General features: G+C 59.5%; 23 protein-coding genes and 1 pseudogene. 9 read left to right on the top strand and 15 right to left on the bottom strand.

The window, feature by feature from the left end; all coding sequences use genetic code 11:
• Window positions 1–61: 61 nt before the first annotated feature.
• From JNB85_RS02060 to JNB85_RS02035, 6 genes are all read right to left on the bottom strand, one after another.
• Window positions 62–1,195 carry a Gfo/Idh/MocA family protein gene (locus JNB85_RS02060; protein WP_220332728.1) on the bottom strand — a complete coding sequence of 378 codons (1,134 nt, stop codon included), beginning with the start codon at window positions 1,193–1,195 and terminating at the stop codon, window positions 62–64.
• An 11-nt stretch (window positions 1,196–1,206) separates the two neighbouring features.
• Window positions 1,207–1,992, bottom strand: coding sequence for a ThuA domain-containing protein (locus JNB85_RS02055; RefSeq protein WP_220332727.1), 786 nt, complete (start codon window positions 1,990–1,992; stop codon window positions 1,207–1,209).
• Between the two features lie 75 nt (window positions 1,993–2,067).
• Window positions 2,068–3,096 (bottom strand): ABC transporter ATP-binding protein, encoded by a 1,029-nt coding sequence (locus JNB85_RS02050; RefSeq protein ID WP_220332726.1) that lies wholly within the window; start codon window positions 3,094–3,096, stop codon window positions 2,068–2,070.
• 12 nt (window positions 3,097–3,108) lie between these two features.
• Complete coding sequence (locus tag JNB85_RS02045) at window positions 3,109–3,939, bottom strand: carbohydrate ABC transporter permease (protein WP_220332725.1); 831 nt, start codon at window positions 3,937–3,939, stop codon at window positions 3,109–3,111.
• A complete protein-coding gene (locus JNB85_RS02040; protein WP_220332724.1) occupies window positions 3,939–4,925 on the bottom strand; it encodes a carbohydrate ABC transporter permease in 987 nt (328 codons plus the stop codon). Before JNB85_RS02040 ends, JNB85_RS02045 begins: the two co-directional genes overlap by 1 nt.
• 84 nt (window positions 4,926–5,009) lie before the next feature.
• Window positions 5,010–6,275: an ABC transporter substrate-binding protein gene (locus JNB85_RS02035; protein ID WP_220332723.1), complete on the bottom strand. Its 1,266-nt coding sequence runs from the start codon at window positions 6,273–6,275 to the stop codon at window positions 5,010–5,012.
• A 302-nt stretch (window positions 6,276–6,577) separates the two neighbouring features.
• Between JNB85_RS02035 and JNB85_RS02030 the strand changes: the two genes are divergently transcribed.
• Window positions 6,578–7,603: a substrate-binding domain-containing protein gene (locus JNB85_RS02030; protein WP_220332722.1), complete on the top strand. Its 1,026-nt coding sequence runs from the start codon at window positions 6,578–6,580 to the stop codon at window positions 7,601–7,603.
• 108 nt (window positions 7,604–7,711) lie between these two features.
• Here the strand turns inward: JNB85_RS02030 and JNB85_RS02025 are convergent, their stop codons facing one another.
• The gene (locus tag JNB85_RS02025; RefSeq protein ID WP_220332721.1) at window positions 7,712–8,503 is read right to left on the bottom strand and encodes a phenylalanine 4-monooxygenase; all 792 of its coding nucleotides are present in this window, start codon (window positions 8,501–8,503) and stop codon (window positions 7,712–7,714) included.
• 123 nt (window positions 8,504–8,626) lie between these two features.
• On the opposite strand from JNB85_RS02025, the gene JNB85_RS02020 reads away from it, so the two are divergent.
• On the top strand, window positions 8,627–9,088 hold the full coding sequence (locus tag JNB85_RS02020) for an Lrp/AsnC family transcriptional regulator (protein WP_220332720.1): 462 nt from the start codon (window positions 8,627–8,629) through the stop codon (window positions 9,086–9,088).
• 14 nt (window positions 9,089–9,102) lie between these two features.
• Here the strand turns inward: JNB85_RS02020 and JNB85_RS02015 are convergent, their stop codons facing one another.
• On the bottom strand, window positions 9,103–9,603 hold the full coding sequence (locus JNB85_RS02015; protein ID WP_220332719.1) for an Lrp/AsnC family transcriptional regulator: 501 nt from the start codon (window positions 9,601–9,603) through the stop codon (window positions 9,103–9,105).
• A gap of 128 nt (window positions 9,604–9,731) precedes the next feature.
• On the opposite strand from JNB85_RS02015, the gene hppD reads away from it, so the two are divergent.
• The 5 genes from hppD (at window position 9,732) to gfa (ending at window position 14,893) form a co-directional block, all read left to right on the top strand.
• Entirely contained in the window at window positions 9,732–10,841 is a 1,110-nt protein-coding gene (gene hppD / locus JNB85_RS02010; RefSeq protein ID WP_220332718.1) for a 4-hydroxyphenylpyruvate dioxygenase, read from the top strand.
• Window positions 10,842–10,906: 65 nt separating this feature from the next.
• A complete protein-coding gene (gene hmgA / locus JNB85_RS02005) occupies window positions 10,907–12,268 on the top strand; it encodes a homogentisate 1,2-dioxygenase (protein WP_220332717.1) in 1,362 nt (453 codons plus the stop codon).
• Window positions 12,269–12,317: 49 nt separating this feature from the next.
• Entirely contained in the window at window positions 12,318–13,343 is a 1,026-nt protein-coding gene (locus JNB85_RS02000; RefSeq protein ID WP_220332716.1) for a fumarylacetoacetate hydrolase family protein, read from the top strand.
• The gene (gene maiA / locus JNB85_RS01995) at window positions 13,340–13,972 is read left to right on the top strand and encodes a maleylacetoacetate isomerase (protein ID WP_220332715.1); all 633 of its coding nucleotides are present in this window, start codon (window positions 13,340–13,342) and stop codon (window positions 13,970–13,972) included. Before JNB85_RS02000 ends, maiA begins: the two co-directional genes overlap by 4 nt.
• A gap of 348 nt (window positions 13,973–14,320) precedes the next feature.
• Entirely contained in the window at window positions 14,321–14,893 is a 573-nt protein-coding gene (gene gfa, locus JNB85_RS01990; RefSeq protein ID WP_220332714.1) for an S-(hydroxymethyl)glutathione synthase, read from the top strand.
• 169 nt (window positions 14,894–15,062) lie between these two features.
• On the opposite strand, the gene JNB85_RS01985 is transcribed toward gfa, so the two are convergent.
• Complete coding sequence (locus tag JNB85_RS01985; RefSeq protein ID WP_220332713.1) at window positions 15,063–15,710, bottom strand: TetR/AcrR family transcriptional regulator; 648 nt, start codon at window positions 15,708–15,710, stop codon at window positions 15,063–15,065.
• 136 nt (window positions 15,711–15,846) lie between these two features.
• Between JNB85_RS01985 and JNB85_RS01980 the strand changes: the two genes are divergently transcribed.
• Entirely contained in the window at window positions 15,847–17,055 is a 1,209-nt protein-coding gene (locus JNB85_RS01980) for an HlyD family secretion protein (RefSeq protein ID WP_220332712.1), read from the top strand.
• A 24-nt stretch (window positions 17,056–17,079) separates the two neighbouring features.
• Complete coding sequence (locus JNB85_RS01975; RefSeq protein WP_220332711.1) at window positions 17,080–18,675, top strand: DHA2 family efflux MFS transporter permease subunit; 1,596 nt, start codon at window positions 17,080–17,082, stop codon at window positions 18,673–18,675.
• A gap of 138 nt (window positions 18,676–18,813) precedes the next feature.
• Here the strand turns inward: JNB85_RS01975 and JNB85_RS01970 are convergent.
• The 6 genes and pseudogenes from JNB85_RS01970 to JNB85_RS01945 form a co-directional block, all read right to left on the bottom strand.
• Window positions 18,814–19,875 (bottom strand): annotated as a pseudogene (locus tag JNB85_RS01970) (LLM class flavin-dependent oxidoreductase); the annotation flags it as partial.
• A gap of 96 nt (window positions 19,876–19,971) precedes the next feature.
• The gene (locus JNB85_RS01965) at window positions 19,972–21,348 is read right to left on the bottom strand and encodes an LLM class flavin-dependent oxidoreductase (protein WP_220332709.1); all 1,377 of its coding nucleotides are present in this window, start codon (window positions 21,346–21,348) and stop codon (window positions 19,972–19,974) included.
• Window positions 21,349–21,368: 20 nt separating this feature from the next.
• Entirely contained in the window at window positions 21,369–22,109 is a 741-nt protein-coding gene (locus JNB85_RS01960; protein WP_220332708.1) for an ABC transporter ATP-binding protein, read from the bottom strand.
• A complete protein-coding gene (locus JNB85_RS01955) occupies window positions 22,085–22,963 on the bottom strand; it encodes an ABC transporter permease (protein ID WP_220332707.1) in 879 nt (292 codons plus the stop codon). Before JNB85_RS01955 ends, JNB85_RS01960 begins: the two co-directional genes overlap by 25 nt.
• A gap of 39 nt (window positions 22,964–23,002) precedes the next feature.
• Window positions 23,003–24,028 carry an ABC transporter substrate-binding protein gene (locus JNB85_RS01950; RefSeq protein ID WP_220332706.1) on the bottom strand — a complete coding sequence of 342 codons (1,026 nt, stop codon included), beginning with the start codon at window positions 24,026–24,028 and terminating at the stop codon, window positions 23,003–23,005.
• Between the two features lie 340 nt (window positions 24,029–24,368).
• Window positions 24,369–25,268 (bottom strand): LysR substrate-binding domain-containing protein, encoded by a 900-nt coding sequence (locus JNB85_RS01945; RefSeq protein WP_220332705.1) that lies wholly within the window; start codon window positions 25,266–25,268, stop codon window positions 24,369–24,371.
• Window positions 25,269–25,298: the final 30 nt, after the last annotated feature.

Here is a 25,298-nt window from a genome sequence, read left to right as displayed (position 1 = left end):
GCGAGTTCTGTCGGTTCGAAGAAGGCCCAATCATTCGGGCCTTCGATATTTTACGAACCCGTCATACGACGAGTGCCAATGCGGGTCCCTGCTCGTCGCCCTTGCTTTCCGGCTCCTGGCCGCCGACCGTGCTCTCCGGGGTGTCAGCGGCCAGCAGATTGAACTCCCGACGTTCTTTCTCCGACACGATCGCGAGGTCGATGACCTTCTGCAGATTGGCAGCATGGCGGAAGGTAGGATCATCCTGCTTGCCGGTCCTGACCGCTTCGGCAAAGCGTTGATAATTGGTCAGAACCGGCAGCACATCGATATCACGCCAGGTGGCGCTTTCGATATCTTCGCCGAAGCAACCCCGGAGATCTGAACCATTGGGACGGTGGATGACTTCAAGGCTGCCTTTTTCGCCATAGATGCGCAGCTTCAGCTCGTTCAGGTGACCGGTCGCCCAGCGTGTCGCATGGATTACGCCGAGCGCACCATTGGCGAAATCGACCGACATGGTGAAGCTGTCATTGGCATCGAGCATGTATTCGCCGATCTGGCCTCCCGGCGCCTTGTTGAAGGTTTTGAGCCGCGCAAAGACGTGATCGATGTCGGTCGCGGCGCCATAGGCGGCAAAATCGAGGATATGGATACCAACGTCCCCAAGCACGCCGTTCGATCCATGGCCGGTGGACAAGCGCCATAGCCAGCGCGACTCCGTGCGCCAGTCGCCCCAGGCGCGCGACACCAGCCAGCTCTGCAGGTAGGAGGCTTCCACGTGCTTGATCGTGCCGAGTTCGCCTGACAGCACCATCTCACGGGCGCGCTGCAGCGGCGCGACATTGCGATAGGTGAGGTTGACCATGTTGATGACGCCGGCCACCTCGGCGGCTTCCGTCATTTCCAGGGCGTGTGCATAGTTTTCTGCTAGTGGTTTTTCGCAGAAGACGTGTTTGCCGGCCGCGATCAGCGCAAGGCTCGTCGCGTGGTGAACGCGGTCGGGCGTGACGTTTGTGGCAGCATCGAATCTCCCCCAGGCGATCGCCTCGTCGAGCGTGCCGAAGCGTTTTTCGATGTTGAAATGATCGGCGAATTCATCGAGCCGGGTCCGGTCCGTATCGACGGCGCCGACCACTTCGACACCATCGATCGCGAGGAAGCCGGCAACTTGGCTCTTGGCCATCATGCCCGTACCAAGAACGAGTAGACGCATTTCTATTCTCCTCAGCGGTAACCGGCTTCGCCGGCTTGGTGCAGTCTCGGGCCGCGTTCGACGATCGGCTCCAGTGCTTTTTCTACCGGCACATTTGGAGCGTCGGTGATGCTCTTCAGATCGCCTTGCGGGTTATAGGCCCACTTCACGCCGTTGATCAGCACCTTCTGCACGTTTGCATCGTGATAGGTCGGATAGGTTTCGTGACCCGGGCGGAAGTAGAAGATGTTACCGGCGCCACGCCGCCAAGTCAGGCCCGAGCGGAAGACTTCACCGCCCTGGAACCAGGAGATGAACACCGTTTCCAAGGGTTCCGGCACCGAGAACTGCTCGCCGTACATTTCCTCGTTTTCAAGCTCGAAATGCTCACCGATGCCAGCGGCGATCGGGTGGCGCTGATTGATCGTCCACAAACGCTCGCGCTCACCCGCCTCGCGCCATTTCAGCGCACAGGGTGTACCCATCAGCCGCTTGAAGATCTTGGAGAAATGGCCGGAATGCAGCACCAAGAGACCCATGCCTTCCCAGACCCGCTTGGCGACACGCTCGACGACCACATCGGAGACCGCGCCATGATCCTTGTGGCCCCACCAGGTCAGAACGTCGGTTTCGGCAAGCCGGGCCTCGCTCAAGCCGTGCTCGGGCTCCTGCAGTGTCGCGGTCGTCGCCGAAATTGCCGGATCGGTGTTCAGTGCCTTGGCGATGGTCGTGTGCATGCCTTCAGGGTATATGCCCCGGACGATCTCATTGGTTGTCTCGTGGATGTTCTCACCCCATACGACGGTGCGAATGGCCATGACTGTGCTCCTTTGCAGCAAGTAGCGGACCGGAACCGATGGGAGGCGGTCAGATCCTGTTTATTTGATGGGTGTTCAGGCAGCGCCCTTGAAAGGAACTCTTTCGAGCGCGCGTCCGGATTGGTCGAAGCGGTGAATGCGGCCGTTGATCGGCGATACGCCCAATTGTTGGCCGGGCTGATGGCTGGACACCCCGGTCTCTCGAACGATAAGCGGCTCTGCAGAGCCGATGTCGAGATAGACGAAACTGTCCGAGCCGAGGATTTCGGAATGGATGACGGTACCGGTCCAAGCTGCGGCCTGATCGGCGAATTCGATATGTTCGGCCCTGACCCCGATCGTGTGGGCATCATAGTGTGCTGCAAACGGACCGGAGAGAAAGTTCATCTTCGGCGAGCCGATGAAACCGGCGACGAAGATCGAATTCGGGGTCTCATAGAGTTCGATCGGCGTTCCCACCTGTTCGACAACGCCGTCGCGCAAGACACAGATCCGGTCGGCCAAGGTCATGGCTTCGACTTGATCGTGGGTGACGTAGATCATGGTCGTGTCATGCATGCCACGGTGAAGCTTGGCGATCTCCAGCCTTGTGGCGACACGCAACGCAGCATCCAGGTTCGACAATGGTTCATCGAACAGGAAGACCTTCGGGTCACGAACGATGGCTCGGCCGATGGCCACGCGCTGGCGCTGGCCGCCGGAAAGCTGACGCGGCAGGCGCTCCAGATAGGGCGAGAGTTGCAGCATGCCGGCTGCCTGTTCGACGCGCGCCTTGCATTCTTCCCTGGTCCGGCCGGAGAGCTTCATGCCGAAGGCCATGTTTTCGTAGACCGTCATATGCGGATAGAGCGCGTAAGACTGGAAGACCATCGCGATGCCTCGCTTCGATGGGGAAAGGCGATTGACCGGCTGACCATCGAAGGAAAGCGTGCCTGACGTGATGTCCTCCAGTCCCGAGATCAGACGCAGCAAGGTGGACTTGCCGCAGCCGGAGGGGCCGACGAAGACCATGAACTCGCCCTTGCGGATGTCCATGCTAACGCCCTTGATGACTTCGAACGCCCCGAAGCTCTTGCGGATATTGTCTAATCTAATTTGTGCCATGTCGCGCTTTCCTCAGCCTTTGACGCCGCCGGCCGTCAGCCCGGAAATGATCCGGCGTTGAAAAATAAGAACAAGGATGACGACGGGTACGGTGACGATGACCGATGCCGCCATGATATTGCCCCAGGGGATTTCGAACTGACTGCCGCCCGAAAGGAGAGCGATCGCTACCGGTACCGTCCGTTGCGCATCCGACGAGGTGAAAGTCAGAGCGAACAGAAACTCATTCCAGGCCGTGATGAAGGCAAGCAAGCCGGTGGTGACGAGCGCCGGCCACATCAGCGGCATGAACACCTGCGTAATGATGACCCAAGGGGAGGCGCCATCGACGATGGCCGCCTCTTCGATCTCGATCGGCAGATCGCGCATGAATGTGGTCAGCACCCAGACCGTGAAAGGCAGGGTGAAGATCATGTAGGAGAAGATCAGCGCGAAGGGCGTGTTGAAGATGCCGATCCAGCGGATGAGTTCGAAAAGCCCCGCCAGGACGGCGATCTGCGGAAACATCGAAACGGACAGGACGGTCAGCATCAAAAGCGCCCGGCCCCGGAAATGCACACGGGCAAGTGCGTAGGACGCGGTCACGGCGAGCAGCAGAGAGGCGGCGACCACGAGGCAGGCGATGAGCAGCGAATTGCCGAGGCTGCGGATGAAGCTGCCCGTCGTCAGCACGCCGGTATAGTTTTCCAGTGAGATCGAACTTGGCCAGTAGGTGACCTCGAAGAGGGCAGTACCTGCTTTGAAACTCGTCAGGATCGCGTAGTAGAATGGGAAGACCGCGATGATGACGATGACGGCGACCAGCAGATAGAAGAGGGTATTCTTTGTGGCTGTGAGCAGCATCAGTGTTCGCGCCCCCCGAGTCTGACGCGGCCGAGCCATATGTAGAGCACGGTGACCGACGCGATGATGAGAAACAGAACGGTGGAGGCGGTCGCGCCATAGGCGAACTTGTCGAAATCGAAGAGGTTTTCGCGCGCCATCACTGACATCGTCTTGGTCTGGGCGTTGTTGGGAGTCAGCACATAAATCAGGTCGAAGATGCGCATGGCATCAAGCATGCGGAAGATTACCGCGACCATGATCGCCGGGCGTATCAGCGGCAGGGTCAGACGCCAGAACACCCTGACAGGGTTGATGCCGTCGATCTTGGCGGCCTCGTAGATGTCGGCAGGAACCATCTGCAGGGCGGCGAGGATCAGCAACGCCATGAAGGGCGTCGTCTTCCAGACGTCGACGATCAACACGGCAATCATCGCTGTCTGAGGATCAGCGGTCCACGCGATCTTCTGGCTGATGAGCCCGAGGCCGAGAAGCATGTCGTTCAGGATGCCGAACTGGTCGTTGAGCATCCAAGCCCACATTTTCGCGGAGACGATGGTCGGGATTGCCCAGGGAATGAGGATAGCGGCGCGCACGATGCCGCGGCCAACGAATTGCGCGTTCAGCACAAGGGCGACGATGAGGCCAAGCGCGGTTTCGATCGTCACCGACAGCAGCGTGAATTTTGCCGTATTCCAGACCGCTCCCCACCAGGCGGGATCGGCCAGCAGCCCTCTATAGATCGTGCGGCCGCTCTTCAGGGTGACCCAGGAGAGGTAGTTGTCGAAACCGACGAACCTGGCGTCGCCAAGGTTCGTCAGGGATGCGTTGGTAAAGCTGAAATAGATGGTGCGAAACAGCGGCCAGCCGGCAACGACAGCGAGGATGAAAAGGGTCGGCGCCAAGAAGATCCAGGCGGAACGGACACGTTCCGAACTCAGATCCGAAGAGGGCGCCTTGGCGAGCGCACCTGTCTGCAGATTTTGGGAGACTGCAACTTCACTCATGGGATATCCGCTTCATGAGACAATCGACGACGGCGTTATCGGAAGCGGCAGCGGCGGGAGATCCGACACTGCCGCCTCGATCGGTTACCAGCCGCTGCCTTGCAGCGTCGTCAGATCGGCTTCGAGAAGCTCGAGGTTTTCTTCGGCGGTACCGTTGCCGGAGAGCGTATTGTGCACTGCGGTCCAGAACTTGGCAGAAACCTCGTTATACTTGACCTTCGCAACAGCCGACGGCCGCGGCACTGCGTTTTCGAAAATCGGCTTCCAGTTCGGCATGAACGGCTGCGCGGCGGCAATGTCCTTGTCGTCGTAAAGCGCTGACAAGGTCGGCAGGTTGGAAAGCTCGATGGCGCGCTGCTTCTGGCTTTCCTTCGACGTCAGGAATTTGACGAGTTCGATTGCCGCATCCGGGTTCTTCGAATATTTCGAGACGGCGAGATTCCAGCCGCCGAGCGTCGAGGAGGGCTTGTCGCCTTCTGCGGCAACGGGAAGTGTCGTCACGTCGAACTTGCCTTTGACAGGGCTGTCGGCGCCGTTGCCCAGCGCATAGGCGTAGGGCCAGTTGCGCATGAAGACGGCGTTGCCGGTCTGCCAGACGCCGCGGGATTCTTCTTCCTGATAGGCAAGCACGCCGCTCGGCGAAATCGTGCCGATCCAGCCCTTGGCGCGATTGAGTGCTGCCGCAGCCCTCTCGTTATTGATGGAAATCGTGCCGTCGGTCTCGATGATCTGGCCGCCCCCCGAGGACTTCACCCATTCCAGCGCATCGCAGGTCAGGCCTTCATAGGCATTGCCCTGGAAGACGTAACCCCACATGTCCTTCTGACCGGCGGCGCGCTCCTTCTCCTGGATTTCCTTGGCTGTTGCCTCCATCTCGTCCCAGGTCTTCGGCGGCTGCTTGCCGTATTTTTCAAGCAGATCCTTGCGGTAGAAAAGAGCCGGCGCATCCGTGTAAAGCGGCATTGCGACCAGACGGCCGTTCACGGTCTGCGATCCGACGATCGCCGGGAAGAAGTCGCCGACGACGTCCTTGGTTGCATCCTTCAGGTCCACGAACTGGTCTGCCAGCTGCGGAGCCCAGATGACGTCCGTCTGGTAGACATCGACATCCGTGTTGCCGGCTGCAAGCCAGAGCCGATACTGCGAAAACTGTTCGGTGGACGAGGGCGGCATGGTGACGATCTTGACCGTATTGCCGGTGGCCTTCTCGAAGGCGTCGAGCTGCTTGCGGAACAGGTCGAGGTTCTTGCCTGTGGAGCTCGCGGAAATGCTGATTTCGGCAGCAAAGGATGGAACTGACGCGCCAATAAGCGCAGCTGCGACGGCAGCCGCGGTGAAACGAAACTTCATTTTCTCCTCCCAAAAAACCAAATTGAAATCGATTTGGTTGACGGAAACGTGTCAGAAGGTCGAGATCCTGTCAAGGCGGGTTCTAAACGACTACCGATGCTTGTGCAAAAGCAAAGAAAATTGTTATAAATCAACGGGAAAGCTATCAATCGTGATTTCCCGAGCCGGAGATGTAGCTATCCTGGCGGCGCATAAAATTGAAATCGGTTTGAGAGAATATAATTGACGGCATAGAATGTGGAATTCGCGGGGCCGATGGTATAGATGCCCGGCAGCGCAGGCGATGAAAGTCTTTTCGGTCAATGAAACTCAAAGAGTTCGCAAAACAACTTGGATTATCTCCGACGACTGTCAGTCGTGCGCTCAGCGGCTATCCCGAGGTAAGCGAGGTGACGCGCGCCCGCGTCGTTCAAGAAGCGGTGCGGCTGGGCTATAGACCGAATGTCAATGCGGTCAGACTGAAAACCGGCCGGGTTGGCGCCATTGGCGTTGTCATGGGACGCGCCGGCGAATTTCACTTTGCGGAATTCATGGCTGGCATGGCGGAGCGTCTTATCACCGAAGACACCGATATTCTGGTCATTCCGATGGCTAATCCCGAATCCGATGCCGAGATGCAGCTCTACAGGCGGCTGGCGGAAAGCCAGAGGGTGGATGCAATGATCGTGCATTCGCCCCGACCCAACGATCAGCGCATCGCTTTGCTGCATGAGTTGGGAATGCCGTTTCTCGTTCATGGCCGTTCGGATATCGACGTGCCGCACCCCTGGCTCGATATCGACAATGAAGGAGCCGTGCGCCGTGCGACTTCGCATTTGATCGATCTCGGTCACACGAGGATTGCGATGATCAATGGCCGCCAGGGCGCGACCTATGCTCTGCATCGTGACATCGGTTACCGCAGCGCCCTCCAGAGCCACGGGATCGAAGTCGATCCGCAATTGATCGTCAACGGCAATTTCACCGACGAACTCGGCTTCCGCTTTGCCCGCTCATTTCTCGAACAACCAAAGCGGCCGACAGCGTTTGTCGCGGGGTCCATGATGACGGCGCTCGGCATTTACCGGGCCGCGCGTTCGCTGGGGCTTCAGATCGGCAGCGATGTCTCGGTTATTGCTCACGACGACGTCTTTCCCTATTTGACGGCCGACAATATGGTGCCTTCGCTGTCGGCGACGCGCTCGTCGATGCGCGCAGCCGGAACGCGGTGCGCCGATCTCGTGCTGCAGATCCTGGCCGGACGTTCACCACTGGAAATTCACGAGCTTTGGCCGGTCGAACTCATCCTGCGCGAATCCACCGGTCCGGTGCGAGCGCTCCAAGCATGAGCGATTGATATTCTTGTGCTCACAAAAGCCAAGCTTCGCTTGCGCCGCCAAGATTGAGGATCGGTGGAGGAAGACCGAGCTCCATTCTTGCCGTCGTTCATCGTGGCTTCACGAAGCTTTAGCTTCGAAAGTGGGGGCGAAGTCACCGAGTGACTTCGCCTTCAGGATCATGCCCTCGATATCCTGGCCCACAATCGCTTCAAGATCGGCGAAACTGTCGATGACGTAGTAGATCGGCTGGAGGATATCGATCCGGTAAGGTGTTCTCAGCACGTTCATGAGATCGAATGGGCGAAATTCGCATGCCTTGCCTTCCATTGCCGCCTTCGCTTCGCTTGGCGACGAGACGATGCCGGCGCCGAAGCAGCGGCGCCCTTGAGGCGTATTGATCAAGCCGAACTCGACGGTAAACCAGAAGATGCGGAACAAATGCCACGAATAGCCCTTGCCGAGGCGGACGGCTGTTTCTCCGAAATGCCTGACGAAATTGGCATAGCTCTGGTTAGTCAGCATTGGGCAGTGGCCGAAAACCTCGTGAAACAGGTCCGGTTCCTCGATATAGTCGATATGCTCGCGACGGCGAAGGAACGTTGCGAGCGGGAATTTGCCCTGTGACAGAAGTTCATAGAAGCGCGAGGGCGGAATAAGCGCCGGCACGCCTTCTACGCCGAAGCCGGTGGTCTCGTTCAGGCGTCTGTTCACATCGCGAAGCTGAGGCACCTTGTCGGGCTCCAGCCCCAGCATTTTGACGCCGTCAAGATATTCGCGGCAGGCGGTCTCGGTAAGCAACTTCATCTGACGTCGGTAGAGCTCGCCCCATATAGCGTCTTCTTCGGCGGTATAAGAATATATACCGTTCGGACCGGGCAGTTTGGCGGTGTAGCTGCTTTCCTTGGTCATAGACTGATCCTCCCAGGCCTGGTGTTGTTCTTGCTATTATGATCCACGTTTTGAGGATTTTCTTTTCTTTCCCGGCAGCCATTGCCATAATGGTGGAAAATATTCCCGAGAGTGATACTCAAAATGAAAGAACCTGGGAATTTTCGTCGCACGCTTTTGCAGCTCATCCAGGCCGACGGAAGCCTTTCGCTGGCAGATCTGGCGGAAAAGGCCGGCATGTCGCAAAGCTCGGCCTGGCGGAAGATTCAGGAGTTGGAAGCCGATGGCGTCATCCGAAAGCGCGTGACGCTGCTCGATCCCGGAAAGCTCGATCTCAAACTCTGCGTCATCGCGCATGTGACGCTGGAGGATCACCATGAAGAGGCGGTAGCCTCTTTTGCGTCGGTAGTGCTGGAGCGGCCGGAGATCATGGAGTGTTATGCCTTGTCAGGCGCCTTCGACTACATGCTGAAGATAAGGGCGAGAGACGTGGAAAGCTACGAAGCCTTCATGACCCGCTACCTCATGCGCAACCCGCATGTGCGTACGGTCGTGTCGAGCTTCGTGTTGCGGGAGCTGAAATTCTCGACCGAGCTGCCGCTCTGATGCCTGGCGCCAGATCAGCGTGTGCTGTCGCCATGCCAATGACCCGGCATATGTATCGGAAAGCCTTCGAATGTTTTCAGCGTGTCGAGCACGATCGAGGTCTTCACGTGCTGCACAGACTCGTGGGGTAACAGAACGTCGTTGACGAACTTGGAGAGGTCGGCGAGCCCGCGGGTCGCGACCTTCAGGTGATAGTCCATTTCACCGGTCAACGCATAGGCTTCGAGAACTTCCGGCAAGCCGTTGATCAGCTGCGAAAATCTGCGGGCATTGTCTCTGTTGTGGGTGGCAAGCGTCACGGAAATGACCACCAGCATATCCAGACCCAGCTTCTGTTGATCCAGATAGGCCCGATAGCTGCGAATATATCCCTCGGACTCCAGTCTCGTGCGCCGGCGCGAGCATTGCGACGGTGAAAGCGCGATCCGCTCCCCCAGTTCGTTGTTGGTCAACCGGCCGTCTTTTTGAAGTTCCTGGAGCAGGCGCAAATCCAATTTGTCGAGCTGTTCATCCATTGCGCAAAATCTCCAAAATTCTCACAAATCGTGCATAATCTCTTCCTCCGGCATGAAGAATGCAAGAACTTTGCATCGATTTTGGGCGACACTTTGCACAATCGAAGTCCAGTCCTCAGGAGGAGAAAATGGGTCCTTTTCCGCATGATGCGCCGCCCTCGGAAATTACCGCCGACAACCCGGCCGGCACCGACGGCTTCGAATTCGTTGAATTCGCCCATCCCGAGCCCGAGAAGCTGCGCGAACTCTTCACGCGTATGGGCTACGTACCGGTCGCCAAGCACAAGACGAAGGACATCACCGTCTGGCGCCAGGGCGACATCAACTATCTCCTGAATGCGGAAGCCGGCAGTCATGCCGCTCGTTTCGTCGCAGAGCATGGTCCCTGCGCTCCCTCGATGGCATGGCGTGTGGTCGACGCCAAACACGCGTTCGATCACGCCTTGTCAAAAGGCGCCGTGCCCTATGAAGGAGACGACAAGGCGCTCGACGTCCCGGCGATCGTCGGTATTGGCGGCTCGCTACTCTATTTCGTCGAGACTTATGGCGCGAAGGGATCGGTCTACGATGCCGAGTTCGACTGGCTGGGCGAGCCCAATCCGCATCCCGAAGGGATCGGTTTTTATTATCTCGACCACCTGACGCATAATGTCTTCCGCGGCAACATGGACAAGTGGTGGGATTTTTATCGCAACCTGTTCAATTTCAAGCAGATCCACTTCTTCGACATCGACGGGCGTATTACCGGCCTGGTGAGCCGCGCCATCACCTCGCCCTGCGGCAAGATCCGCATTCCGCTCAATGAATCGAAGGACGACACAAGCCAGATCGAGGAATATCTAAAGAAATACAGAGGTGAGGGCATCCAGCACATCGCCGTTGGAACGGAAGATATCTACGAGGCAACCGACAGGCTTGCCGACAATGGTCTGCGCTTCATGCCGGGACCGCCGGAAACCTACTATGACATGTCCTATGAACGTGTGAACGGCCATAGTGAACCTGTCGAGCGCATGAAGAAACATGGTATCCTTATCGACGGCGAAGGCGTGGTGAATGGCGGCATGACGAAAATCCTGCTCCAAATATTCTCCAAGACCGTCATCGGCCCCATTTTCTTCGAGTTCATCCAGCGCAAGGGCGACGAGGGCTTCGGCGAAGGCAACTTCCGCGCTCTTTTCGAGTCGATCGAGGCCGATCAGATCAAGCGTGGTGTCATCGGGACTGCGGCGGAGTAAACTTAGGGCTGGCCGCGCGTCTGAAGAAATGCGCGGCGCCGCCGAGTTTTCGGGGAGGAGAGAGCATGGACCAGACCTCGATCCAGGCTTCCGAAGGTGAAGCCGCTACTGCAACCAAGCTGAAATATATGCCGGGATTCGGCAACGATTTCGAAACGGAGTCGCTTCCCGGCGCCTTGCCGCAAGGCCAGAACAGTCCCCAGAAGTGCAATTACGGTCTTTATGCGGAGCAGCTTTCCGGCTCGCCGTTTACCGCACCGCGCGGGACGAATGAAAGGTCCTGGCTTTATCGCATTCGCCCGAGTGTGCGCCACACAGGCCGCTTCTCGAATGTTTCCTATCCGCTCTGGAAAACCGCGCCTTGCCTGGACCAACATTCGCTCCCCCTCGGGCAGCTCCGCTGGAACCCCATTCCTGCGCCAACCGAGAAACTGACGTTTCTTCAGGGGGTGAGGACGATGACGGCAGCAGGCGACGTCAACACCCAAGTGGGCATGTCAGCCCATGCCTATGTCTTCAATCAGGACATGGTGGACGATTACTTCTTCAACGCCGACGGCGAACTGCTGATCGTGCCGCAGCTTGGCGCCGTCAGGGTGTTCACCGAAATGGGCATTATGGATGTCGAGCCCCTGGAAATATGCCTCATCCCCCGCGGCATGATGTTCAAGGTCTTGCGCAGCGGCGAGCAGGCTGTCTGGCGTGGCTATATATGCGAAAATTACGGGGCGAAATTTACCCTACCGGACCGTGGCCCCATCGGCGCGAACTGCCTGGCGAACCCGCGTGACTTCAAGACACCTGTCGCCGCTTTCGAGGACAAGGAAAAGCCTTGCCGTGTCCATGTGAAGTGGTGCGGAAAGTTCTATGTCACCGATATCGGCCATTCACCGCTCGATGTGGTGGCGTGGCACGGAAACTATGCCCCGTTCAAATACGACTTACGGACGTTTGCTCCTGTTGGAGCGATCGGCTTCGATCATCCCGATCCGTCGATTTTTTCAGTGCTGACTGCGCCCACCGAGGATGCAGGCACGGCGAATGTCGATTTCGTGATCTTTCCGCCGCGCTGGCTGGTTGCCGAACACACTTTCCGGCCGCCCTGGTACCACCGCAACATCATGAGCGAGTTCATGGGCCTGATCCATGGCCAGTATGATGCCAAGGAGGAGGGTTTCGTCCCCGGCGGCATGAGCCTACACAATATGATGCTCCCCCACGGGCCGGACGCGCTCGCTTTCGAAAAGGCATCCAATGCCGAGCTCAAGCCTGTGAAGCTGGATGATACCATGGCCTTCATGTTCGAGACCCGTTACCCGCAGCAATTGACAAAATACGCAGCCGAGCTTGAAACGCTGCAGGACGATTACCTGGAATGCTGGAACGGTCTGGAACGCAAATTCGACGGAACCCCCGGTATCAAGTGATGGCATCAAGTGAAGATCGGCCAAGCATCCTCTGGGACGGGAATGGGACATGAAGCTTGCGACGTTGAAAGACTCCACGAGAGATGGCCGGCTCGTTGTCGTCTCCCGCGACCTTACCTGCTATTCCGAAGTCGGTCACATTGCCCGCACGTTGCAGGCGGCTCTCGATGATTGGGAGCACGTGGCCCCAAGACTCGAACTGATTGCCGAGGGCATCGAGACCGGAGCCCAGCCGACGACCCGGTTTCACGAACATGACGCCGCATCGCCCTTGCCGCGGGCCTACCAATGGGCCGACGGTTCGGCCTACGTCAACCATGTCGAATTGGTACGCAGGGCGCGGGGCGCCGAAATGCCGGCGAGTTTTTGGGCCGATCCGCTGATGTATCAAGGTGGCTCGGACGGGTTCCTCGGGCCGCGTGATCCGATCGTGGTGGCTGACGAAGCTTACGGGATCGATATGGAGGGTGAGGTTGCCGTCATTACCGGCGACGTTGCCATGGGCTCCGGTCCGGAAGCTGCGCGCGATGCCATCCGTCTGGTGATGCTCGTCAACGACGTGTCGCTGCGCGGTCTCATACCGGACGAGCTGGTAAAGGGATTTGGCTTCTTCCAGTCCAAGCCTGCATCGGCATTTTCTCCGGTCGCGGTGACGCCGGACGAACTCGGAAAGGCGTGGGATGGCGGCAAGGTGCATCTGCCGCTGCTTGTGAGCTTGAACGGCAGGGCATTGGGCAAAGCGAACGCCGGCATCGACATGACATTTGATTTTGGCCAGCTCATCGCCCATGCGGCCAAAACCCGTAATCTGCTGGCCGGAACGATCATCGGCTCGGGAACGGTGTCCAACAAACTGGATGGCGGACCGGGCAGGGCGGTCGATGACGGAGGGGACGGCTACTCGTGCATCGCCGAGATACGGATGATCGAGACGATCGAAACCGGGGCGCCGAAGACCCCATTCATGAAGTTCGGGGATCAGGTCCGCATCGAGATGAAGGATCATGCGGGCCATTCGATCTTCGGAGCGATCGAGCAGACGGTTGAAAAGTATCAGGGGGCTGGCCTGCAGTGAATAACGTCATTCTCTACGATTACTGGAGGTCATCGGCGAGCTATCGCGTCCGTATTGCGCTCAATCTCCTGGCGATCGACTACAAAACAGTGTCCATCAACCTGTTGGAGGGAGCGCAGAGGAAGCCGGAATATCTGGCACTCAACCCGCAGGGGTTCGTGCCGGCATTGGTAATCGACGGGAAAACGCTGACCCAGTCGCTGGCAATCATCGAGTATCTGGCCGAGCTCCGCCCGGAGTGCGGATTACTGCCGCCGGATATTGTCGATCGCCAGAAAGTGCGCGCCTTCGCATATGCGGTCGCCATGGACATCCATCCCATATGCAACACCCACGTCGTGGCGCATCTCATGACCGTAACGGACAAGGCCGACGCCCGCGAAGAATGGATGAAGCATTTCATCACGGACGGACTTCGCAAACTGGAAGCCATAATTGACGGAGCCGATGGAGAGTTCAGTGTCGGAGATACACCGACGATGGCGGACCTCTGTCTTGTTCCCCAGGTCTACAATGCCCGCCGCTGGGGAGTGAACATGACCGATTTCAGGCGCATCGTCGATATCGATGGCAAGTGCTCCAAGCTGCCGGCCTTTCAGGCTGCCCATCCTGACCGCGCGAAACCTTAACCGCAAAAGGGCACGTTTGAAGTGCGCGGGAGCACGGCTGATGAAGCGGCGCACGGCAATTGCGACCACCGCTTTCCCCGCCGATCTTCTCAACATAGGCTGCTATATTTCTCCGGGGCCCAGGCCTTGGGCTGAACCGTCGCGCCGACCGCCGGCTGGGTGACCCAAAGTCGATTTCGATACCGTGCTGATCGCCCGCATCAGCAGAAGAGGAGCGGACGATATCGGCGGCGTGGTGATATACTCATTCCAGGAGGAGGTCTCGCGCTGGCCGCCGAGGGGCTTGTGCGATGCCACAGGCTTGGCCGCGGCATCCCGCTTCGGCCCAGGAAGGGAAGGAGACAACGCATGAACAATGTAGCGATCCACCCGATTGTGGATTCGGGATACCGGGCGACCGATGCATCATTCGCCGGCGGCACGCTTGTATGCAACTGCACAAGCAATCCGGTAAAAGTCCGCGTCAAGGGCGATATTGCCCACAACCATGCCTGCGGTTGCACGAAATGCTGGAAGCCGAAGGGGGCAGTCTTTTCTGTGGTTGCCGTCGCGCCAACGGCGAACGTCGAGGTTCTGGAGAACGGAAACAAGCTGGCGGTTGTCGACGCCTCCGCGCTGATCCAGCGCCATGCCTGCAACGAATGCGGGGTCCACATGTACGGACCTGTCGAGCGCGACCATGCCTTTCAGGGCCTTTCCTTCGTTCATCCCGAACGGTTCCAGGAGAAGGGCTGGGCGGCACCCGGCTTTGCCGCCTTCGTATCGTCGATTATCGAAAGCGGATATGACCCCGGCAAAATGGGTGCCGTACGCTCGCGTCTCAAGGAAGTTGGGCTTGAGCCTTACGATTGCCTGTCGCCCGGGCTAATGGACTTCATCGCCACCTGGACGGCAAAAAAGATGGGAGTTCTCGCAGCCTGATGTAGCGCAGATTCGCCGGATGCCGTCGCGATCCCCGCGGCGGTGTTCCGGCGCGACATAGATTTCATGATATTGCGCCGGGCAATCCGGCGATTGGTATCTGTACCACTAGCTGAAGTTCCTCGGTATTTCAGCGGCCACGTCTCTCGCGTGGATGCTCCCCATTGTCCTATGCTGTGCATCCCTTGAGAAAAATATCGGCACACATTTTCGCCCTCGCGGCGATTTCTTCGATGTTGGGCGCCGGCAACTGGCGCAGCATGGCGGCGCGCTGGGGCTCCATGATCATCATGCCGCGCAGCATGCCGCAGGCAGCGTGCGGGTCCTCGAGCTTAATCAACCCGTGCTCCATCTGGCGGCGCAGCCAGTTTTCCATCGACGCATTGGTGCGATCGATCGCCTTTTCGTAAAAGGAGGTGGCGAGTTCGGGAAAGCGATCGGATTCGCCGATGACGAGTCGGGTAATCGTGATCGTGTCCTGCGAAAGCGTCAGCATGCCATAGGCCATCAACATGCGCTCCAGACCCTGGCGAAGCCCGGCCGTGGCCAGTGTGCCGGGGTCGAGCGCCAGCAGGAAACGTCCGGTGCGATCCGAGACCATTTCGGAAAACAGATCCGCCTTTGTCGGAAAGAGGCGATAGAGTGTCTTCGTCGAAACGCCGGCTTCCTGGGCGATCGCGGCGATGCTGGCCGCGGCATAACCGTTCTCGTGAAACTGTTTGTTGGCGGCCTCGATAAGCACACTGCGCGTATCCTCGTCACAACGCACCTGCGGCCGGCCGCGCGGCTTCTTCTCGATATTGTGATTTTGGACCATCGCAATTTTCCAAATTCCTGTTGACTTCTCTTTTTTAGCTCATATTTTGGAAAACATCAAGTTTCCTAAATTAAGCTTGAGCCAGATTTCAAGGCCGCGGCCGAGACGACAGCGACCTTCCACCAGGAGAGAGACGATGTCCGCCAAAACGCTGCATGCCCTGAATAACAACGTCGCCCCGGCCGATATATCGGTAACAGAAGCGGTAGCCGCCACCACTCCTGCAACGCTTGACGCAGGCAAGACGCCGCTTGTCAACAATCCCGCCTCCGCTCCGGCGTCGGAAGCACCGGTCCGCAAACGCGGCGGCCGCTCGCTGCTGATTGGGGTGGCAGCCATCGCCATCATTGCCGCTGCCGCCTATTACGGCCACAATTACTGGACGGTCGGCCGTTTCGAGGTCGCGACCGACGATGCCTATGTCAAAGCTGACAGCACGACGGTCGCGCCGAAGGTTTCCGGCTATCTTGCCGAGGTCCTCGTCAGCGACAATGAAACGGTGAAGGCCGGCCAGCCGCTCGCCCGCATCGACGATCGCGATTTCCGCACAGCGCTCGATCAGGCGAAAGCCGATGTTGCCGCTGCCGAGGCCACTGTCAATGCCAAGCAGGCCTCGCTCGATATCCAGCAGTCGAGCATCGCTGCCGCCCGCGCTACGCTCGATGTCGATAAGGCCAACGAGACCTTCGCCGAGCAGAACAACAAACGCTATACCAATCTTGCCACCAGCGGCTATGCGCCGGTCCAGACGGCCCAGCAGGCAGCTTCCGCAATTGCGGCCGCCCAGGCAACGATCGTTCGGGACACGGCGGCTCTCGACGCCGCAACCAAGCAGGTCGATCTTCTGAATGCCGAGCTTGCCCAGGCCAAGGCGACGCTTGCCCATGATCAGGCCGTCGCGCATCAGGCTGAGCTCAATCTCTCCTACGCGACGATCGTCGCACCGGTAGACGGCACGGTCGGCAACCGTACGCTGCGTGTGGGCCAGTATGTCCAGGCCGGCACTCAGCTAATGGCTGTGGTGCCGACGACGGCTGCTTACATCGTCGCCAACTACAAGGAGACGCAGCTGACCGATGTCCACGCCGGTCAGCCGGTCGCTATCGAGGTCGATATGTTCCCCGGCCGCACCTATCACGGCCATGTCGACAGCCTGGCTCCGGCAAGCGGCCAGGAATTTGCCCTGCTGCCGCCTGACAACGCCACCGGCAACTTTACCAAGGTTGTCCAACGCATCCCGGTCAAGATCGTTCTCGATGGCAATGCCGCCGAAAAGGATGATCTGCGTCCCGGCATGTCCGTCCAGCCAAGCATCGACACCAAAGCCGATGCCGGCAGCCTCTAAGCGGCGAGAGCAGGAGATCGTGTCATGTCAAGTATCGCAGCAACATCAGGTGCCATCCCGCAGCCGCGCACCAGCACCAGGGCCAGCGCGAGGGAGTGGATTGCCGTTCTCGCCGGCATGATCGGCGCCTTCATGGCGATCCTCAACATCCAGATTACCAATGCCTCGCTTCTCGATATCGAGGGCGGCATCGGTACGGGTGTCGATAACGGCGCCTGGATCTCTACCTCCTACCTGATCGGCGAGATCGTCGTCATTCCGCTGACGGCCTATTTCAGCAACGTTTTCTCGTTCCGCCGCTACATCCTCGTCAATTCCATCCTCTTCCCGCTCTTTTCGATGGCCTGTGCTTTCGCACATGACCTTGGCACGATGATCCTGCTGCGCGGCCTGCAGGGCTTTGCCGGCGGCGTGTTGATCCCCATGGCCTTCACCATGGTGCTGACCAAGCTGCCGAAGAGCCAGCAGCCGCTTGGCCTTGCCGTCTTTGCCTTGTCGGTCACGTTCGCCCCGGCCATCGGTCCGACGATCGGCGGCTACCTGACGGAAAATTACGGCTGGCAGACGATCTTCTTCATCAACACCATCCCGAGCCTCATCATGGTGGCGGCTCTCGCTCTGACGCTGGAGAAGCAGCCGATGCAGCTTCATCTCTTGAAGGAGGGCGATTGGGCCGGCATCATCACCATGGCAATCGGCCTTTCCGCTCTGCAGACCGTGCTGGAAGAAGGCAACAAAGACGACTGGTTCTCCTCGCCCTTCATCGTCAAGCTCGGCATCGTAGCCTTCGTCTTCCTGGCCGCCTTCATCTGGATCGAGCTCACGGTCAAGAAGCCGCTCGTAAAACTGCGCCTGCTTACTCAGCGCAATTTCGGCATCGGCGTGCTGGTCAATGTGTTGGTTGGCGTCGCACTCTTCGGCACCGTCTACATCCTGCCGCAATATCTCGGCCAGGTGCAACGCTATAACGCCGAGCAGATTGGCAACGTGCTCGCCTGGACCGGCCTGCCTCAGTTGCTGCTGATCCCGCTGGTGCCGGTTTTGATGAAGCGTTTCGACGCGCGTTACATAGGCTTCCTCGGCATCTCGATCTTCGCGATCAGCTGCTTCATGAACATCACGCTCTCGGCCAACAATGGCGGGGACCAGTTCTGGATTCCGAATATCGTACGCGCCATCGGCCAGGCACTGGTGCTGACCCCGATCACCGCGATCACCACGGCCGGCATTGCGCCTGCAGATGCCGCTGCTGCCTCGGGCCTCACCAATATGCTGCGCAACCTTGGTGGTGCGGTCGGCACGGCTTCGCTCGGCACCATCTTGACGAAACGGGAGCAGTTCCACTCGAATATCATCGGTCAGTCGATCACCTTGACACGTGATGAGGTCCGCGACCGCCTGACTCAGCTGTCAGGCTACTTCACCCAGCACGGTGTCACCGATCCGGCCGTCGCGTCGCAGAAGGCGATCGTCGCCCTTGGCCAAATCGTCAAACGTCAGGCACTGATCATGGGTTTCAGCGATACGTTCGCCGTCATTGGTATGGTGCTCGCGCTGGCAGCAGTTGCTCTGCTTCTCACGAAAAAACCGCAGGCCGGCGGAGGCGCGGGCGCCCATTGAGGCGCCGGTCTCAAGCCTGCCAGTCCAATCATCTGCTGCAGTTTGCATCCGGTCGGAGACGACCGGATGCATTCAGGTGAGTACCTTGGCATCGGCTTTGCGACTTTCCGGCAGGGCGTCAGCAGATGGCACGGAGCCTTTCAGCAAAGGAAGCAATTGGTTCCCCTGCCGCTTGATCTCCGACAGATAGGGCGTGTCGGAGAGGACGAAATGAGTAATGCCGAGCGCCTGGTACTTTCGCAGCGAGCGTGCGACATCCTCAGCGGAACCCACCAGCCAGGTCGTGCCCGCGCCGCCGCCGCCGAATTTTCCGGGCGCGGTGTAAAGATTGTCGTCGAGCACTTCACCGCGCTGATGAAGGTCGAGCAGGCGCTGCTGGCCGATGGCGACGGCCCGCTGATGGTCGTGCCAGCCGGCACCGCTATTCTCCGCCATTTTGGCGACCTTCGCTTCCGCGTCGGCCCAAGCTTCTTCAGTCGTGTCGCGGATCAGCGTCGTAATCCTCAGCCCGAATTGAAGCGGCGGCAGGTCGCGGTCGAGATCGCGGCTGAGACGCTTCAAACGGTCGATCCGTTCCCGCACGCCATCGAGCGGTTCGCCCCAGAAGAGCTGGATGTCGGCTTCGGTGGCCGAGACGCGCTCGGCCGCTTCCGATGCGCCGCCGAAATAGAGCTTCGGATGGCGACGCTCGCCTTTCACCTCAATGCGCGGCACCACTGTGGATTCGGTGACCCCGAAGTGTTCGCCGGCAAAGGTGACATTCTCCTCCGTCCAAAGTTTTCGCACCAGCCGCATGAATTCCTTAGTCCGCGCATAGCGATGCGCCTGATCGCCCTCGCTGTCGCCATAGGCCGCCAGATCGTCCTTGCCGGAGACGATGTTGACGCGCACGCGTCCACCGGTGAGATGATCGAGCGAGGCCGCCGCGGAGGCGAAATTCGCCGGCCGCCAGTAACCGGGACGGATCGCAATCAGCGGCTCGAAAGTTGTTGTCCGTGCCGCGAGTGCAGTCGCCAGAGTAAAGGTGTCCGGCCGGCCCCAGCCTGTGCCGATGAGTGCGCCCTTCCAGCCATGCTCTTCGAGTGCCCTGGCATGGCTCGTCAGCGTTTCCAGGCTGTTGTGGTTTTCTGCTGCAGAATCGCCGCGGTGGCCGGGTTTGACGGCATTGGGGATGTACCAGAGGAATTCCGGATTGCTCATGCGATGCGCCTGCGGTTCTCTATGGTTGGATCATCAAGAATGGGGCGGCCGAGCCTTCCTGCGAGCCTGGCTGTCCCGTGTTTCTGCATGGATGGATTACCCGGCCGCCCGGGCCGCTTCGCCCTGCTGCGCCTTGAGTGCCAAGCCATTCGGCGGGCGGCGAAGACCAAGGTTCTCGCGCAGTGTTGCGCCCTCGTACTCTTCCCGGAAAAGACCGCGCTTGCGCAGGATCGGCACGACCTGATCGACGAAGTCGGTCAGTCCGGTCGGCAGGATCGGCGGCATGATGTTAAATGCGTCGGCAGCACCATTGTCGAACCATTTCTGCATCGCATCTGCAACCTGCTCCGGCGTGCCGACCACCGTGCGATGCCCGCGAGCCGTGGCGACCGCCAGGTAGAATTCTCGCAGTGTCATATTGTTGCGGGAGACCAGATCGGTGACCAGTTTCAGGCGGCTCTTGTTGAGCTCGGTGCTGTCAGGAAGCGGCGGGGCCGGATCGTCCAGCGAATAAGCGGAGAGATCGACGCCCTTGTAGTGGCGTGACAGGATATTCCAGGCGACCGAGGGGTGGACGAGCGACTGGATATAGTCGTAATTTGCTTTGGCCTCAGCTTCCGTGCCCCCGAGCACCGGGAAAATGCCGGGACTGATCAGCAGCTCGTCCGGGCTGCGCCCGTAGCGGGCAAGACGTCCTTTGACGTCCGAGTAGAATTCCTGAGCGTCTTCCAGCGTCTGGTTGGCGGTAAAGATCATCTCGGCAGTGCGTGCGGCGAGCTCGCGTCCGGCCTCTGATGCGCCGGCCTGGACGATGACTGGATAGCCCTGAACCGGGCGGCCGACATTCAATGGCCCGCTGACACTGAAGAACTGGCCCTTGTGATCAAGCTGATGCACCTTGTCCGGATCAAGGTAGACGCCGCTTTCCTTGTCGCGGATGAAGGCATCGTCCTCGTAGGAGTCCCACAAGCCCTTCACCAGATCGACGAATTCCTCCGCCCGTGCATAGCGATCGGCATGGGCCGGGTGGCCGGGGATAGAGAAATTCTTGGAGACATCGGCGCCCGTGGTGACGACATTCCAGGCCGCACGCCCCTTGGAGATATAGTCGAGCGAGGCGAATTTGCGGGCGAGCAGATAGGGGTCTTCGTAGGTCGTGGAGGCGGTCGCGACAAAGCCGATACGGCTTGTGACCTGCGAGAGCGCCGCCCATAGGGTCACCGGCTCGAAATGGGCGCCCTGCGCTGTACGGCGCAATGCTTCCGGATCCTTGGCGCGCTCCCAGCCGGCGGGGCTGTCGGCAACGAAAACGAGGTCGAACTTGCCGCGTTCCGCCGTCTGAACCAGGTCGCGATAATGATCGATATTCAAACCGGCATCGGCCTGTGCATCCGGGTGGCGCCAGGCGGCGATATGATGACCTGTTGCCATGATGAATGCGCCAAGCCGCATCTGTCTCTTCTGACTTGCCATGATGACGATCTCCGTTGGTTTCAGGCGGCGCGGCGGCCGGGGGCATCAACCCCGAGCCGGCTCAGCAGCCGGGTTCGGATCTGTGCAAAGCGCGGATCGCCGTGGTCGCGCGGCACCGCCAAGTCGACGCGCAGATCCTCCACGAAACGGCCTTCGTCGAGCACCAGGATCCGGTCGGCGAGTGAGATTGCCTCATCGACATCATGGGTGACGAGCAGGACGGCAGGGCGGTGTGTCGCACAAAGCTCCCGCAAGAGATCATGCATCTTCAGCCGGGTCAGCGCATCGAGCGCGCCGAAGGGTTCGTCGGCCAGTAGCAGGGCCGGTTCCCGCACCAGCGAGCGCGCAAGTGCCACTCTTTGCTGCTCGCCGCCGGAAAGTTGGTTCGGCCAGGCTGTTTCCCGTCCCTCGAGGCCGACTTCGGCGAGCGCCTTGCGTCCGGCTTCTTGTCCGGTTTCACCCCGCAGGCCGAGCGTGACGTTCTGAATGATCGTGCGCCAGGGCAGCAGGCGGGCATCCTGAAAGACGACGGAGAGTTTTTCCGGCGTTTCGAGCGTCCCTGTTCCCTTGACCTCGTGGTCGAGGCCGGCAAGGGCTCTGAGGAAAGTGCTCTTGCCTGATCCGCTTTTTCCGAGCAGGGCCACGAACTCGCCCTCACCGATATCGAGTTCCACGCCGTCGAGGATCGTCTTCGCCGCAAAACGTCGCACGAGATTTGCGACGCGCACGGCAGGTTTCAGTTGGCCAGAGTGCGGCGCCATGACAGGACCCTCCGTTCGAGCAGGCGGACGAGAGCGTCCGAGACGAGGCCGAGCAGCACATAGACCACGAGGCCGACGAGAATGACGTCGGTCTGGCCATAGGTGCGGGCGAGATCGATCATGTAGCCGAGGCCGCTGGTGGAGTTGATCTGTTCGACCACCACGAGCGACACCCAGCAGAGCGTGACGGCAAAGCGCAAACCGAGGAGGAAGCCGGGCAGGGCGCCGGGAAGCACGACCTGGAAGATGAAGTCCTTCTGGCTCATGCGCAGTGTTTCAGCGAGCTCGACGTAGCGGCTGTCGATGCTGCGCAGTGCGTTGTGAGTGTGGATGTAGATGGGGATTATGACGGCAAGCACGATCGTCGTGACCTTCATGCTTTCGCCAATCCCGAACCACAGGATGAAAAGCGGGATCAGCGCCAGCGTGGGGATCGCGCGCTTGATCTGGATCGGCCCATCGATCAGCGCCTCGCCGATGCGGGACAGGCCGGCGATGACCGCGAGAGCCGTGCCGATGACGAGGCCGATGCTGAGCCCGAGCAGCGCGCGCGTCGCAGACGTCACGAAGTTGTCCTGCAGGCGACCTTCTGCGATCAACCGTCCAAAGGCCTCGACGACCGTCCAGGGGGCAGAGAGAATGCGCGGATCGATCCATCCGAATGTCGATCCGGCAATCCAGACAAGCATCAGCAATGCCGGGCCGATCTGAAGTCCGAACGGTATCTCGCGTCCGGGACCGAGCCGGCGGCGGGCGCGGGAGGCTGGATGTTTTGCTGTGGCTGTTACGCCGGCGCTTTCGCGCCGCGATCTCAGTGATGTCTTGACGTTATCTGCATCCCAGGTGGTTGCCATGCTTGCGATCTCCTCTCTTCGCTATGGAACGGCGCGCGATCACTGGCTTCTTGGCAGGGCGCCTGCGGCGATTTTCTCGAAGCGGTTGTCGAAGATCTGTTCGACGTCGAAGGGCTTGTAGCCAAGCTCGTCAGCCAGGAGGTTGATGGTTTCCTGATGGCGCTTCTTCACGTCTGCCCAGCTGTCCGGAATGACCTGGGTGCCTGAGAGCGTGACGAGAAATTCGGCATCCTCGCGGCTGAGGCCCTGCTGGCCAATATAATATTCCTTGATCCAGATCTCGGGGTTCTGATCGACCCATTCGGTTGCCCGTGCCCAGAGGCGGACATATTCGGCAAGGGCGGCTGCCTTTGCGGGATCGTCCAGCACCCATTGCGGTGCATAAAGGTGGGAGGGGTCGTCACGCAGGCCGTGCTCGATCAGGGTCGCGCCATCGGAGCCATATTGGCTGACGTAGCGACGGATATTGACGCCGCCAAGCGGCGCAATATCGACCTGCTTGCTGGCGAGCGCCTTCGGATAGACGTCGCCGGTGCTTGGCAGCTCGACCAGTGTCGCGTCTTTCTTCGTCAGGCCTGCGGCATGGAGCGCACGAAGCACGAGTGTGCCTTGGGCCTGGCCGGGACTGAAGGCGATGCGCTTGCCGCGGAAATCTGCGAGCGACTTGACGTCGACGCCAGGCGCGATGCCGAAACGATAGATCGGATTGGCAATCGGGTCTTTTCGTTCGCGATAGGCGATATTGCGGACGGGCAGGTTGTTCCAGGTTGCAAAGATCGACGGGATCTCGGCCACAGAGCCGACATCGAGTGCATGTGCGCGGAAGGCTTCGGAGGTCTGCGGACCACCGCTGAGATTTGCCCATTTGACCTCGAAGGTGAGTTCCTTAACGAGGCCGGAAACCTCGAGAGCCTTCTGCGTCACGGGATCGCCGATCGTCAGAACCGTCCCGGGCGGCACTTTGTCAAGCAGCGGTGCTCCTGCCTCTGCCGCTGCAACGTTGCTGAATATGCCAAGGGAGATGAGGCCGAGCGCAACCGCTCCCAGTGTTTTTGCCAGTGTCATCGTTGATGTTTCCCGTTTGAGGTTTGTCAGGAAGCGATGACAGGAAGGGTGTCGAATTATCCATTAAATCTATAGACTATTTATTTCTTTCGTTCGCCTGTTCATGAAAAATCGTACCAATCGTGCGGGCTGACAGGCTCGCGCCTTACTTGTCGAACCCTCTTGGCTATCTCCTGCATGGCGAGAAGATGCGGCTCCGGCCATTTGTCTGTGCGTCAGCATCGGCGTTGCCGCCGCCGACAGAATGCACGGTGAGTGCTCATGCAGGAGGCGGACCGGGCGCTCCATCGCGCCAAACCTCACGGTCGCAATACCTGGCCCATGACACTTCAAGATCTACCTATTCCGATGCAGGCAAAGGTGTGATCGACCCATCAGTGCCCTGCCTGGTCGTAAGCAGCCAATCGCGAAGCGTTTTTGCTTCACGCGAGAGGCCCTTTGCCTCGATGAGCCAGTAAGCTTTGTCGGTATCTGAAGCCTGTTCGAAGAGAGAAACGAGCACACCCGCCACTAACTCGTCTGTGATCAGCGCAGTCGGGCAGAGGCCGACACCCTGGCCGCTGATCAACGAGCCGATCATGAAATTGAAGTCGGCAAAAACAGGTCCAGCTTTCGGTGCGGAACGGATGCCGACGGCCGACAACCAGCGCGCCCAGGCATCGGTCGTCTCGTCGTGCAGGATGTCGCAGGCAAGCAGGTCGGACGGTTTGTGAAAGGGGCCATGCCGGGCGAGGAATTCCGCCGAGCAGGTTGGTCTGGTTTCGGCATTCAGGAGCTTGGTGGCGCCGGCACTCGGCCTAATGCCATGGCAGATCAGCAGGTCGGCACCGGCGGCTTCCGGCGTCTTGGCGTCGAGTGCGTAGACGATGTTGATCTTGATATCCGGATAGGCGGCTCGCAATCTCGACAGCTGCGGAATGAGCCATCGCACCGCCATGGAAGGGATGCACGCGACGCTGACAGGGCGGCTGTTTGCCTCCGGTCGTAATTGCCGGGCCGCGACTTCGATATGTGCCAGTGCATGCGTGACGGCTGCGCCGAACTCCTTGCCGGCGGCAGTCAGTGTCACGCCGCGGCTATGGCGCAGAAACAAGGAAATGCGGAGCCAATTCTCCATTGCCTTGACATGCTGACTTATGCCGGCGGGTTGCAGATTCAGTTCGGCAGCCGCCCTGACGAAACTTTCATGACGCGCGGCGGCTTCGAATGCCCGCAGTGATGCGAGGGGAAGGTTTCTCATAGCAGGATGACTAAGCAAAACTTAGCCAGA

Source organism: Rhizobium mesosinicum (assembly GCF_019511345.1).
GTDB classification, from domain to species: Bacteria; Pseudomonadota; Alphaproteobacteria; order Rhizobiales; family Rhizobiaceae; genus Rhizobium; species Rhizobium mesosinicum.
Note: the sequence above shows the minus strand (reverse complement) of the source record. Positions and strands in the feature narration are given on the sequence as shown.